At 68.9% G+C, this 12,740-nt stretch carries 12 protein-coding genes and 2 pseudogenes; 8 read left to right on the top strand and 6 right to left on the bottom strand.

The genetic code is table 11. The features are described 5' to 3' along the window. Positions 1–168 precede the first annotated feature (168 nt). The 4 genes from ACIQVT_RS12000 to ACIQVT_RS11985 all read left to right on the top strand — a co-directional run bounded on the left by ACIQVT_RS12000 (position 169) and on the right by ACIQVT_RS11985 (position 5,337). On the top strand, positions 169–1,113 hold the full coding sequence (locus ACIQVT_RS12000) for a hypothetical protein (RefSeq protein ID WP_403751058.1): 945 nt from the start codon (positions 169–171) through the stop codon (positions 1,111–1,113). A 600-nt stretch (positions 1,114–1,713) separates the two neighbouring features. After that, positions 1,714–1,923, top strand: coding sequence for a hypothetical protein (locus tag ACIQVT_RS11995; protein ID WP_403751056.1), 210 nt, complete (start codon positions 1,714–1,716; stop codon positions 1,921–1,923). A 253-nt stretch (positions 1,924–2,176) separates the two neighbouring features. Then, on the top strand, positions 2,177–2,536 hold the full coding sequence (locus ACIQVT_RS11990; protein ID WP_403751054.1) for a hypothetical protein: 360 nt from the start codon (positions 2,177–2,179) through the stop codon (positions 2,534–2,536). Between the two features lie 809 nt (positions 2,537–3,345). Continuing rightward, entirely contained in the window at positions 3,346–5,337 is a 1,992-nt protein-coding gene (locus ACIQVT_RS11985; RefSeq protein ID WP_403751052.1) for a hypothetical protein, read from the top strand. A 175-nt stretch (positions 5,338–5,512) separates the two neighbouring features. Here the strand turns inward: ACIQVT_RS11985 and ACIQVT_RS11980 are convergent, their stop codons facing one another. After that, complete coding sequence (locus ACIQVT_RS11980) at positions 5,513–6,103, bottom strand: hypothetical protein (RefSeq protein ID WP_403751050.1); 591 nt, start codon at positions 6,101–6,103, stop codon at positions 5,513–5,515. Here ACIQVT_RS11980 and ACIQVT_RS11975 point away from each other — a divergent pair. Then, positions 5,993–6,264 (top strand): annotated as a pseudogene (locus tag ACIQVT_RS11975) (conjugal transfer protein TraA); the annotation flags it as partial. The gene ACIQVT_RS11980 and the pseudogene ACIQVT_RS11975 overlap by 111 nt on opposite strands. Before the next feature lie 143 nt (positions 6,265–6,407). On the opposite strand, the pseudogene ACIQVT_RS11970 reads toward ACIQVT_RS11975, so the two are convergent. After that, positions 6,408–6,701, bottom strand: a pseudogene (locus ACIQVT_RS11970) (arsenate reductase family protein); the annotation flags it as partial. 96 nt (positions 6,702–6,797) lie between these two features. Between ACIQVT_RS11970 and ACIQVT_RS11965 the strand changes: the two are divergent. Next, complete coding sequence (locus ACIQVT_RS11965; protein WP_403751048.1) at positions 6,798–8,099, top strand: FAD-dependent monooxygenase; 1,302 nt, start codon at positions 6,798–6,800, stop codon at positions 8,097–8,099. 289 nt (positions 8,100–8,388) lie between these two features. Continuing rightward, positions 8,389–8,706 (top strand): hypothetical protein, encoded by a 318-nt coding sequence (locus ACIQVT_RS11960; RefSeq protein WP_403751046.1) that lies wholly within the window; start codon positions 8,389–8,391, stop codon positions 8,704–8,706. Positions 8,707–9,325: 619 nt separating this feature from the next. On the opposite strand, the gene ACIQVT_RS11955 is transcribed toward ACIQVT_RS11960, so the two are convergent. The 4 genes from ACIQVT_RS11955 to ACIQVT_RS11940 form a co-directional block, all read right to left on the bottom strand. After that, complete coding sequence (locus ACIQVT_RS11955) at positions 9,326–9,682, bottom strand: ArsC/Spx/MgsR family protein (protein WP_403751045.1); 357 nt, start codon at positions 9,680–9,682, stop codon at positions 9,326–9,328. 50 nt (positions 9,683–9,732) lie between these two features. Then, positions 9,733–10,386 carry a GTP cyclohydrolase I FolE gene (folE, locus tag ACIQVT_RS11950; RefSeq protein ID WP_403751043.1) on the bottom strand — a complete coding sequence of 218 codons (654 nt, stop codon included), beginning with the start codon at positions 10,384–10,386 and terminating at the stop codon, positions 9,733–9,735. Between the two features lies 1 nt (position 10,387). Further along, the gene (locus ACIQVT_RS11945; protein WP_403751041.1) at positions 10,388–10,843 is read right to left on the bottom strand and encodes a hypothetical protein; all 456 of its coding nucleotides are present in this window, start codon (positions 10,841–10,843) and stop codon (positions 10,388–10,390) included. A 72-nt stretch (positions 10,844–10,915) separates the two neighbouring features. After that, positions 10,916–11,464 (bottom strand): DUF2231 domain-containing protein, encoded by a 549-nt coding sequence (locus ACIQVT_RS11940; RefSeq protein WP_403751039.1) that lies wholly within the window; start codon positions 11,462–11,464, stop codon positions 10,916–10,918. A 126-nt stretch (positions 11,465–11,590) separates the two neighbouring features. Here ACIQVT_RS11940 and ACIQVT_RS11935 point away from each other — a divergent pair, with 126 nt between their 5' ends. Then, the gene (locus tag ACIQVT_RS11935; protein WP_403751037.1) at positions 11,591–12,343 is read left to right on the top strand and encodes a helix-turn-helix transcriptional regulator; all 753 of its coding nucleotides are present in this window, start codon (positions 11,591–11,593) and stop codon (positions 12,341–12,343) included. Positions 12,344–12,740: the final 397 nt, after the last annotated feature.

Below are 12,740 nucleotides of genomic sequence, written 5' to 3'. Positions count from 1 at the left end.
AAGAGTGAGACTGAGTACCCCCAGGGGGTCCCTCGGTCGACCAAAGGTATACCCCTCAGGGGTATCTTTGGCAAGCGACTCCAGTGTATTTGCGTATACCCCACGGGGGTATATAGTCGCGGGTGCTCGGACCGGACGGTGCGACCCGCAGAGAAAAGGGGCACTCTCATGAACACCGGCGTAAAGATCACTGCTTTCGCTGCCGCCGCCGCGGTGACCTTCACTGCCGCGTACGGTGTTGGCGCGGCAGCCGACCCCATCCGTCAGGACCCGCATCCGGCGACCCGCCACGCCGCCCACAACGGGATGTCCGCCGGCCATGGCGACGGCCACGCGGACGCGACGCCCGCAGGTCTGCAGATCTCCCAAGCCGGATACACCCTCGATCTGAAGACCCCCCGCGTCACCGCAGGAGAAAAAAGCGAGCTCCGCTTCGCCATCCGCGACCAGCAGCGGCGACAGGTCACCTCCTACCGTCGTGAGCACGACAAGGAACTGCACCTCATCCTCGCCTCACGAGACCTGATCACCTACCGACACCTGCACCCCACTCGGGCGACGAACGGAACCTGGAGCACTCCCGTCACCCTGCCGAACGCCGGCTCCTACCGCGTCCTCGCCGACTTCACGCCGGCCGCCGAAGGCGCCCCGGGGATCACGCTGGGTGCCGACCTCGCAGCCTCCGGGACCTACCAGGCCCCCGCCATGCCCAAGCCGACCGCCGCCACCACCGTCGACGGCTACACCGTCACCTTCGACGGCAAGCTGACCCCCGGTTCGGCGGCCGAGATCACCCTCAGCGTCAGCCGCAACGGCCACCCGATCACCGACCTGCAGCCCTACCTCGGCGCCTACGGCCACCTGGTCGCTCTGCGCTCCGGCGACCTCGCTTACCTCCACGTCCACCCCAACGGTGAACCCGGCGACGGCACCACCAAGCCCGGCCCCGGCATCGCCTTCACCGCCACCGCACCCAGCGCGGGCACCTACCGCCTCTTCCTGGACTTCAAGCACCACGGCACCGTCCACACCGCCGCCTTCACCGTGCAGACCGACAAGACCGCCGCACCGAAGACGGCAGACACCCAAGAACACGGCGACCACAAGCACTGACCGTCGCCCCTCCCTCTCAGGGCGACCAGGCCAGCACCTGGCTACGAGCCACAACACCTGCGAACATACGGGCAGGGGGTACGCCGCTATGGTTGATTCACTCACCAGCGCGGAACCGGACCAGATTTCCCCGCCACCCAACCCCTCCCACCTACGAGCAGGCGAGAAGCAACCCCGCTGCGCACGTCAACGGCAGCGCAGGAGGACACCGTGGCTGGCTACAGCACTCACAAAGAAGACGTGCTCAAACGACTGCGCCGTATCGAGGGACAAGTACGAAGGAAGCGCGCGGGTTCGTAGAATCTTGGGACCTTAGGTGTCTGAACTCGCACGCTGACTTGTGGCGAAGGCTCAACTGCCTCCGGGTTCGACCCAGTCCACGGGTTCCTGTGCTGTTTCCCGCTTGGAGTAGGTGCTTCTCGGTCCCGTTGGCACATTCCTTCAGCTGGCCACCCAAGCGCAGGTAGTCGACGGTTCGGGGGGCGGCGGGGTCGTCGGGGCGAGGGGATCACTTCCTGCGAGGGGTGTCACGAGCGCTGCGGTGTGGCAAGGTCACGCAGAGGGTGAGAGCCCCAACTACCGCGTGTTGAGGAGACGTAGATGGTGTGGGTATGGCGGTTCGAGAAGGCCAACGGGAGCGAGACGTCCCCGGCGGTAGAGCCAGAGGACTTCACCACTCGGGGGGATGCGGAAGCCTGGATCGGCGAAGTCTGGAAGGAACTCCTCGATGGCGGAGCGGAGCAGGCCACGCTGTCTGAGGACGGCACGGAGGTATACCGAATGAGCCTGAGTGCAGCGGGAGAGGCCTGACCGCACGAGCCCGGTCCGCTAACCCCCGCCCCGGTACGAGCCGTCCAATGCCCGTACCGGGCCGGAGCCATGTCCCGGCAACGTCACACGGGCGGTCAGCTCGGGACACCGGGGATAGAGCACGGAGGCCGGGTGCGATGTTCGCCAGCCAAGCCGGTGGCTGATTCTCGACAAGTTGATCAATGCAGGGCAGGGCGTGCTCAGGTCGATCTAGCGTGGCAGGGACGTCCGCAGACGAGTATCAGGAGTACCTGTGACCAGCAACGGAGAAGAACTCACCACCACTGCTGCCGACGAGGGGATCCAGCAGATCCCGACCGTGATCAGCGTGACCGAGGTCCCCGCCGCCACCGACACCCGGGACATCCTGCTGCAGGCCATCGGTGCCGAAGCCCGGATCGTTGCGGACAAGCTCCCGGGGCAGGCATCCAAAGCCCTGGCCGACCTCGCCCACGCCTACGCTCTGGTGACCGCCGGCACCCCGGCCGTCGCCACCCTCACCCCGCCGACCGGAACCACCATCGATCCGGCGAGCAGGATCATGGTGATTGGGTCGTCGGTCGACCTAAGCGGCTCGTTTGGCACGGTGGATCTTGAGGTGCCTAAGAGGTGACGGCCTGATCCATGGCACTGGCCGGTCTTCGCGAAGGATCGGAACGGCCAGTAGCGACTAGATCGTCGCGGGCAAGTTCCTGGCCCAGGCATCCAAAGCCCTGGCCGACCTCGCCAACGCCAACGCCTTGGTGACCGCCGGGACCCCGGCGGTCACCACCCTCACACCCCGACCGGTCGCGCACTCTCGTCAACAACTGTTCCACGTTGCTTGAAGCGTTGCTGTCTATGTCCTCGCCACCGAGGGGCAGTGGGCGGACATGGTCCAGGTCCACCCCGCTCGCGGGGAAGCCGCCCAAGGACCAGGCCGAGCCGCTCCCTGCTCTCGCGGGCGGAGCCGTGCCGCAGCATCAAACCGGGCAGCTCGTCGCCTACCGCGTGGACGGCGAGCCCGAACCGGCTGGCGGTCCTGGCGCGCCTTGTCGGGAGTTCCGCACCTGCCACGCCCCGTGGCCCTGTGGCTGCGCTCAATGCAGGGGATCATGTGTCACCGCCTGGTCGTCGTTGTGCAGTGGAGTGCCCGCCCCGGACTCGAACCGGGGAACGCTGCCGATCCGGCTACGGCGTACCTCCGTCGGCGGCCGGTGTCGTCTTCGCCGGCGAGACCGGTCCGGGCCAAGGGGATTCGGGGAGTGTGCGCGGAGGTGGGCGCCGTGCTGTTGTGCCGGTCTCCCGCCGTTCTGGCTGGCCGGATCGTGCGGCTTGATTGCGTGTGGCCGGTTTCTCGCTCTTGATCATTACTGTCTGCGGCCCCCTAACTGGCGTGGGTTGCCCTGGTGTGGGGGTGGTGACGGGACAGGATGTGGGTTGATGGCGGAGATCCGGACTGCTGCGGAGCGGTTGGACCTCGTACGCGAGACAGTGCAGGGATTTAAGGGAGCGCGGGCGCAGTCGCGGTCGGCACGCCGGCGTGGTCTGAGCAGGGGGCAGAACCTGCTGCTGGGTGCGGCGCTGCACGCGGCGGCCCGCTTCGATCAGGGTCTGGAGCCGACCGAGTTGGAGGCGTCGTTGCTGGAGGCGCTGCGGGCGGCTGCCGAGGATGACGCGGAGGTCGCTTCCTGGGGCCGCGTCTTCGCTGAACAGCGCACCGCCCGCGGCGGAGCCGAGATCTTTCCGACGGCGGTCAACGCGCTGGATGCGAAGAGGGGCTACGAGCTGGCCGACCTGCGCGCCGACTTGGAGGCGGTGACGGCAGAGATCGTCGCGCAGCCGAACATGGCGGTCGTCGACGTCACCCGTGCGGCCCCGGGCGAGTCGGCGGACAGTGAGGAATTCGTCCAGGCGCTCGCCGAGTACGGCGGGGGCGTGAGTGTCCTGACCACCCCGGAGGACTTTCTGCCGGCCGGGCAGGCTGAGGCGATGGGCGCCCTGCCGGAGTATCTGGCCCTCAGAACGTCCTACTTCAGGTGCGAGAAGCGCTCGAGTGAACCTAGCGGCAAGGACGAGATCTACTGGGCGATCGCCGCGGGTACCGACCACCAGGAGCAGAAGTCACAGAAGTCCGACGAAATGGGCTCGGTCGTCGCCGGCAGTGAGCGCTGGTTCGAGGTGCACCTGGTCGACGGCCCGGTGCGCAGCTTCGTATCGCTGAACATCGAGTGCTGGGAGGCTGACGACAGCAGCGGCGGCTTCTACAACAAGATGCGCGAAGTCCTGCGGGATCTGTCCAAGAGGCTCGCGGACGGCTCCCAGGAACAGTCGTACAACCCGCCGGACCGGGAATTCAACGCGGACGGCTGGCTGGCCCTCCTGGCGATCCTCGGCGAACTCATCAACGCACTGCTGGGCTGGCTCACCAACGACGACGACCTGGTGTGCGAACGCTCCATCGGATTTACCTGCAACGCACTGCACCAGTACTTCACCCCCACCGGGCGAGAGGAGTCGTGGCTCTTCGACGGCGGCGGCGCCGGACGCCACCGCCTGTACCTGCACGGCACCATCCGCCCCTTCCCCGTCAAGGGCAACTACCGAACCGTGGACCGTGCCGGAACCTGGAGTAGCGACATCGTGGCTGCGGGCGGGACCCATCTGGGTACCCCGATGGTCGCCATCTCCTTCGATGGCAGCCTCGACGCCTTCTACACCGACATGAACCACAAGCTTCACCGGGCGCCCTCGCTGGCCGCCGGCACCCTCTTGGGGCGCGAAGTGCAGATGCCGCTCGCCGTCGCCGTCCACGACAACAAGCTCTACAACGCCAACCTCGGACTCGACGGGAAACTCTATTGGCAGGCCCGTCATGAGATCGGCACGACCCCGGTGCGACCCATGCCGGCCTGGGAGACGGTGTTCAATCCGGCGCTCGCCTCCCACAACGGGACCCTGTACTGCGCCTACGTGGCCATGGACGGCTCGGTGTACCTGTCCACGTTCAACGCCAGCACGGACGGGTGGAACCCGGCCGTCCAGCTCGGCGGCTGGCAGACCTCCGGCGCTGTTGCGCTCACCTCTCACACCGACGGCAACCTGTACCTGGCCATGCTCGGCATGGACGGTGAGCCGTATCTCGCCGCCACTGGTGACGGTCGCAACTGGACCGGGGTTGGGCGCATGACCAGCTACGCTCCCCCCATGAGCGCTCCGCCGGTGCTGGCGTCCTTCAACGGCAAGCTGTACTACGCACTGCGCGACAAGCTCGGACGGCTCGACGTCGGCGTTCACGGCGAATCCTCCTCGCGCAAGCACTTTCCCGTCCCCGGCTACGGCGCACCGTGCCTGGCCGTCCACGGTGAGAGGCTGTATCTCGTGACCACCTTCCAGGCACCCACCGCGGTTTCCACCGCGGCGGACAACGGCTGAGGCGGGCGGCGCCGGGCCGCGGGAGCGGCCCGGCGTTCGAGGACTGAGCACTGATCCACGCGGTCCGGTGTGGCGTTTCGACTGACCTGGCGGCCTGGGCTTGTCGACCAACGGAGGGAGTATCCGTGCTCTGCCCCCAACCCCGGCGCGACTGGCTCGGGACGATCGCCGGCTGTCAGGGATGCAGGCGGCCGGTCTTCTCGGGGTGGGCGGTCTGGACGTAGCGCATGGCTGTGGAGTCGGCGATGGCGAAGAGGCGGATGAGGCGGACGGGGTCGGCGCTGTGGCGGGCTTCGTTAAGGATCCGGTCTTGCCACAGGGCGCGGGCAGACGGCCCGGTGCGGCCGATGGCGTAGCGGAGAAGTGTCTTGCTGACGGGTGGGCCAGTGGGGTCGAGGGCGGTCTGGGCGCTGACGAGGAGGTGAGGGTTGCCGCAGGCGGGCCAGGTGTGCTGACGGTGGGTGAGCCAGGCGCACAGGAGTTCGGCGGTGAGGAAGTCAAGGTAGAGAGTGCGGCTTGGCAGCCGCAGGCGGCCGTTGGCCAGGTCGAGGTCGCGCAGAGGGATGGCGGAGGCCTGGGAGGGCAGGACGGCGTGGATGGCGGTCAGGGCGACGAGGAGGCGGGCGAGGGGGGTGTGAGCGCGGTCGAGTAGGCCGACGAACAGATCGTGCAGGCGGTCGTCGACGACTACACCCGCCCCGTCGGCCGGGGCCGGATGATGACCGCCGACTTGCGCGCCCTGTACCCACGCGACACCGAGGACCAAGCCGTACTGCGCCCGCTGACCCGCAAACGGACCGCGCCTCGTATGAACGGGCCCGTCTCGCCGCCGACGCGCTGAGGGTCCGGGTCCAAGCCGTGCGGCGCGCGGATCGCCTGGGCTCCCGTACCCGGCCGCGCACCGTCGTCGTGCCCGTCGTCTCGAGGCTGCGTCGAACGGCGGCACCTGCGCCACGTCGATGTGCCTGGTGCGCGGTGCTGGTCGGAATCCGCAGACGTCGGCGGTCGGTCGGAGTGCGCTTCGGGTACGAGCCTGGCCGGGACCGTCGATGTCATCGTGCCGGGCTGGGTCAGCGCAGGACTGACCGTACGGCGTCAGGGGATCGGCCGAGGGCTGCTGTGCCGTCGTCGGCGGTGATGATCAGGCGTTGGATGAGGATGGGGTGGGTGGCCAGTGCCTGGATCCAGCGGTCGCGGTGGGCGGAGTCCCGCGTCCACGTTGCCATTCCCAGGTCGGTCGCTGCCGGTTCTGTGAGCCGGGTGATGTCCCACGGCTCGAGCCCGAGCCGGTTCAGTACCTGCTCGAGTTCTCGTGTGGTGGGTGGCTGTTCCAGGTAGCGCCGGACTGTGCACTGGGCTCCTTCGTACCGATGAGTTTTGTGCGGATCCGCAGTCGGTCCTGCCGGATCCACTGACAGAGTGGGCCTGTGCTGGGAACGTTCCGGCGCGGGAGGAAGTGCATGGAGGCTGTGATGGGCGTCAACGACTCCGAGCAGGAGCGCACGATCCGGACGGGCAAGCAGGGGACGCGGGCGAGCGGTCCCGAGGTGTTGGTGGCGGGGGCGAGCATCGCGGGACCCGCGCTGGCCCACTGGTTGTGCCGGCGGGGGGCCGAGGTGACCGTGGTGGAGCGGGCTCCCGAGCTGCGTCCCGGGGGGCAGGCGGTGGACGCGCGGGGGGTCGCCAAAGAGGTCATCAGGCGCATGGGGCTGGACGCGGCGGTCCGTGCAGCGTGCACCGACACCGCCGGCGCGCACAGCGTGGACGCGGACGGGCAGGTGCTGGAGACCTTCCGCGTGGACGATGACGGTGGCGACGGGTTCATCGCGGACATTGAGATCCTGCGCGGCGACCTGTCTCAGCTGCTCTACGACGACACCCGCGACGGCGTCGAGTACATCTTCGGCGACCGAATCGCCGAGCTCACCCAGGACGCGGACGGGGTCGACGTGGTTTTCGCGGGCGGCAACCGGCGGCGCTTCGACCTGGTGGTCGGGGCTGACGGGCTGCACTCGCCGCTGCGAGCGATGGTCTTCGGGCCGCATGAGCGGTTCCTCCGCCACCTCGGGCACGTGTTGGCCTTCTACAGCGTGCCCAACGAGTTCGGGCTGGACCGCTGGCTGCTCGAGTACCAGGACCAGGAGTCCGGGCGCTCCGCCCTTCTGCGGCCCATCCAGGACGCCACCCGGGCGATGTCCATGTTCTACTTCGCCTCCGCCGGCTTCGACGTCGACTACCGTGACGTCGCGGCGCAGAAACGCCTGCTGCGTGAGCGGATGGCGGGCCTGGGCTGGCGGGCCCCGGACATCCTCGCGCACCTGGACGACACCCCGGATTTCTACCTCGACCAGGTCGCCCAGGTCGTGATGGACCACTGGTCGAGCGGACGGGTGGGGCTGCTCGGGGACGCGGCGTTCAGCTCATCACCGATGTCCGGGCAGGGCACCGGGCTGGCACTGGTCGGCGCCTACCTGCTGGCCGGAGAGCTGGCCGCCGCCGAATGGGACCCCGCCACTGGGTTCGCCCGCTACGAGGCGCGGATGCGCTCGTTCGTGGAGGCCAACCAGGAGATCGGCCGGTTGAACGCACGCAGCCGCGACATCCCCGGGCCAGACGCCGGGCCGCGCCCCGATTTCGCTGGCGAATGGTTCACCGAGCTGGTCGGGCGCGCGATCAACGGCATGGAGCTGCCCGACTACGCGGGGGCGCCGGACTCCGCAGCCCCGCCCGGATCGCCGCTCACCTCGTCAGCCAAGCTGTAGCGCGGGGTCTGAGCGGTTCTGTCACTTGGCTGGTCGGCGCTCACCGGAACTGACAAGACGATAGACATCGACCCTGCGACGTCCAAGCCCACGCCCGGTGCACGGCCTGGTCGCCGCGCGGTTCCGCCACTTCGAGGCGCGCTCCGGGATGCTGCTCCTGCATGACCATCTGCTGCTGGGTGCATCAGGGCTCCAGCGGTCCAAGTGGCGTATCACGGCATGCGTGTGGAGGCGGTCGCTGGTGGAGTTTGCTGTGTCCCTGACCTCCACTTCTTCTTGGAGATCCATCATGCTGCCTTTCCGTAAGACCTTCGCGGCCGTTGCTCTTGCCGCCGCCGCGGTGATGGCCGGTCCCGGCATCGCTGCGGCCAGCGACTACTCCGAGCGGGGCGAAGGGCCGGCCCCCTACGGGCAGTGCAACGACTTCACCACGCAGCTCGGAGCGGTGAACGTGAACCAGGGCCCAGTCTGCGTCAACTTCGACTCTCCCGACGAAGTCGGTGAGAACAAGGGCGGTGACGACGACATGGGCTTCGACTGCAACGACTTCACCACGCAGCTCGGAGCGGTGAACGTGAACCAGGGCCCCGTCTGTATCGACTTCTGACCCGCACCCTCGGGAGCGGGCTTCCCCCAGCTGTTGTCGACGCGCTCGTCCCGGCGTGTCGACAACAGCTGGGGGAAGCGCCGTATGCCTGAAGAGAACGTGGAGCCGCTGAGCGTGAACTGCTCGCGTGGCGTGCCAGGCCGTCCGGCCTGGAGGCCTTTGGGGGTCCGCCGCTCGGCCCCACGTCCGTGCCGTGCCCGGCGCACGGCATCGCAGCCGGCCCAGGTGTGGGGCGTGTCGATCGGGTGGCCGTCCGCCAGCATGCCGGCGGCTACTGGCCGGGGGAGGGGCGGGCGGCGTAGATGGCGGCCCAGGAGTGCCCGAAACACAGCAGTTCAACCGTGGCGCCTGGGGATTCTTCGACGTTCCCGTCAGCGAGGCCCGCAACCGCTCCGGCCGTTCCTCAGGCGTCGTATCCCCGGCACCTATGAATCTCGCACCCTTCCACGCCACCGGACGCGAGCGGCGCGGTGCGTCTCTTCCCCGTCGGTCGCGAAGATTCTGGCCCCCCTGTCTGCAAGGCCCGCGCGTGCGTCTGCGGTCGGTTTCGGCGGTCGGTCGGAGTGCGCTTCGGGTACGAGCCTGGCCGGGACCGTCGATGTCATCGTGTCGGGCTGGGTCAGCGCAGGACTGACCGTACGGCGTCAGGGGATCGGCCGAGGGCTGCTGTGCCGTCGTCGGCGGTGATGATCGGGCGTTGGATGAGGATGGGGTGGGTGGCCAGTGCCTGGACCCAGCGGTCGCGGTGGGCGGAGTCCCGCGTCCACGTTGCCATTCCCAGGTCGGTCGCTGCCGGTTCTGTGAGCCGGGTGATGTCCCACGGCTCGAGCCCGAGCCGGTTCAGTACCTGCTCGAGTTCTCGTGTGGTGGGTGGCTGTTCCAGGTAGCGCCGGACCGTGTACTGGGCTCCTTCGGCGTCGAGCAAGAACAGGGCGGAGCTGCACTTGGAGCAGGCTGGGTTGATCCAGATTTCCATGCGTTGTGATCCTTCATGGGTGGTGCGGGGCTCAGTGCGGCGCGGTTGGGTCAGTGAGTGACACCGGTCAGGGCGAGGAATTCGCTGCGGGAGCGGGCGTCGGAACGCAGCAGGCCGAGGAGGGTGGAGGTCATGGTGCTGGATCCGGTGGCCTGGACGCCGCGCAGGGTCATGCAGGAGTGTTCGGCTTCGATGACCACGCCGACGCCCTTGGCTTCCAGGTGGGTCTGCAGCCAGTCGGCGACCTGTTTGGTGAGGCGTTCCTGGACCTGGGGGCGGCAGGCGAAGTGCTCGACGACGCGGGCGAGTTTGGACAGGCCCAGGATGCGGGCGCCGGGAAGGTAGCCGACGTGGGCGGTGCCGACGAAGGGCAGCAGGTGGTGCTCGCACACGGATCGGACGGGGATGCGGCGGGCCAGGACGAGTTCGTCGTAGCCCTCGTCATTGGGGAAGGTGGTCAGGTCGAAGGGGCGCGGGCTGAACAGTTCGGCGTACGCGCGGGCCATGCGGCCCGGTGTGCCGCGCAGGCTCTCCGATGCGGTGGAGATGCCCAGGGCGGTGAGGAACTGGCCGGCCGCGGCTTCCGCGGCGGCCAGGTCGATCTCGTCGGGCTGGTGGATGACCCGCAGCGCGGGCCGTGCGGGCGCCGGCGGTTCCTGGGCGGCGTCTATTCGGGCGGTGGTGTGGTGCAAGCGTTCGGTCATGTCAGCTGCCACCGATGCCCAGGGCGGTGAGCAGCACCAGGACCAGGGTGACCACGGCGAACAGGCCGTGCGCCAGCACCACCGGGAGCGGGAAGTGTCGTTCGGCGGGGACTGTACCTTCGGCTTCCGGTCCGGCGGCGGCCGGGGCCGCCCCGGCCGCAGCGCGGTCGCGGTAGACGGGGATCCAGCGGGCCAGCATCACGAATCCCAGCAGGGCGACCGGCAGCAGCAGACCGAACGCGGTCCAGGCCAGGGCGTTCCTGTCGGCCACGACGTAGATGATCCACACCACCAGCCCGATCGCGGCCAGGGCGAAGTGGCCGAAGACGACGGGGGCGGGCAGGCGGCTGGTGCCGGATTGCTGCTGGCGGATTCCGCCGCGTTGGATCCAGGTGCCGAGCATGTAGAAGCCGCCGAGGGCGGTGACCACCCAGGCGATCAGTGCCGCGATGTCCATGGGGAACTCCTCAGTGATGCGATGTCGAAGGCTGCCGGGGCAGCGGCGGCCGTGGCAGGTGCGCGGGCCGGGTCACACGGTGGAGCGGGCGCTCCTCGGGCTGCGGTCAGGTGTGAATCCCTCGGCCTGGCTGTTCTCATCGGCGACCCGCACGCCGTAGCGGTAGGCGAGTTTGCCGCCCAGGAACCCGGAGACACCCAGGGCGGCCACACTGACCGCGGACAAGACCAGTCGGCCGATGCCGACACTTCCCCCGTCGGTGTAGGTGCTGTAGCGCCACAGGAAGTTCAGGGCGTAGGCGGCTGTCACCAGCAGGTTCAGCGTCATGTGGACCAGGGCGGTGCGAAACGCCGGGGTCCGGGCGGGGATCGCGAACAGGTCGAGGAAGCCGACCAGGGCCGCCAGCAGGGCGCCGATCACCCCCACCGCGATCAGCCACTCCGAGCCCTGGGTCAAGAACCCCGGCCGGTGCACCAGGTGGGACGCGAGGTCGAAGACGAGGCTGGTCACCCAGGCGCCGATCGGCACCGTGACGAGGATCGGATGGAACGGGTGGCCGTAGGGGCCGGCGAGCGAGGCGCTGACCGGACGCTTCGCCTGGAGCCGTGATGCATCAGTCATCGTGACCTCCTCCTCGTCGAGTTTCACCAGCAAATCTTGGTCTTATTGCTCGTGGGCGTCAAGGTGAGCAGGAAATCAGGCAATAGGAACGCTTGCGCCCACGTGTATGGGGGTTACGGTGGGGTGGTGGCTTCCGATCAGACAGCTCCGGCCGACGCGGTCGGCAGCGCCATCGACTCCGTCAGCGTCCTGAGCGAGAACTCACGACGGCGCATGTTCGCCTTCATCCGCCGTGCCGGCCACGCCGTCACCCGCGACGAGGCCGCCGCCAGCGTGGGCATATCCCGCAAGCTCGCCGCCTTCCACCTCGACAAGCTCGTCGACGCCGGCCTGCTGCGCGCCCGCTACGAGACGCCCGCTGGGATCCGCAAGGTCGGCAGGCGGCCGAAGGTCTACGAGCCCACCGACGCCCAGATCACCGTGAGCATCCCCGACCGGCGCCACGAACTCCTCGCCGACCTCCTTCTGGGCGCTGTCCTGAGCGAGGGGGCAGACGAGAACGCCACGCAGGCGGCCACGCGGATCGCCGGACAGCGCGGCCGGCAGCTGGGCAAAGCGGCGCGGGAGGAGACCCGGCCCGGGCGTCTGGGTCCCGAGCGGGGGCTGACCGCCTGCGAGGGGCTGCTGGAGGGATACGGCTACGAACCCGTCAGGGAAGCTCCGACCCGGCTGCGGCTGCGCAACTGCCCGTTCCATCCACTGGCCGCAAAAGCCCCCGAGCTGGTGTGCGGCATGAACCAGGCATTCCTCAGCGGCTACCTCACCGGCTTGGAAGTCGGCGGCATCCAGGCCGTCCTGGCCCCCGAGCCCGGCGAATGCTGCGTACAACTGGGCCCGAACGACACCGATCGCGATGATCAGATGCCCGAGGATCACTGACACGGCACCGGCCGCCCACCCCCGCGGGCCACCGCCCCGGCACCCCCTGCCCGCAGCGGAAAGAACGCATGGGGTCGGGGGCCGCCCGCGGTCCCCTGCGTGAAGGACGCCGACATCAACGGGCGCGTGCTGTCCGCCCGGTGCGGCCCCCCACCTTTCCGACGCCACCCGACCCTCGGCCGGCGCCCGGCCGAAGGCGAACAAGCGGACGCCCAGGACGCCGAAAACCCAGGCCGACTCCCCGGCGACCAGCCGCGCCCCCAGCGCCACGCTCCAAGCGCAAGGCGCACCGCTCACCGACCAGCCTTCCCATCCCAGCGGGGTCCGGGCCACCGCCCGCATCCCCGCCACCCCCAACGGCTACACGACGACGGTCCCGCTCCTGCACAGCGACGGG

Source organism: Streptomyces sp. NPDC100445, assembly GCF_044759735.1.
Lineage (GTDB): Bacteria > Actinomycetota > Actinomycetes > Streptomycetales > Streptomycetaceae > Streptomyces.
The sequence above is the reverse complement of the archived record's forward strand: the minus strand, read 5'-3'. Positions and strand labels throughout refer to the sequence as shown.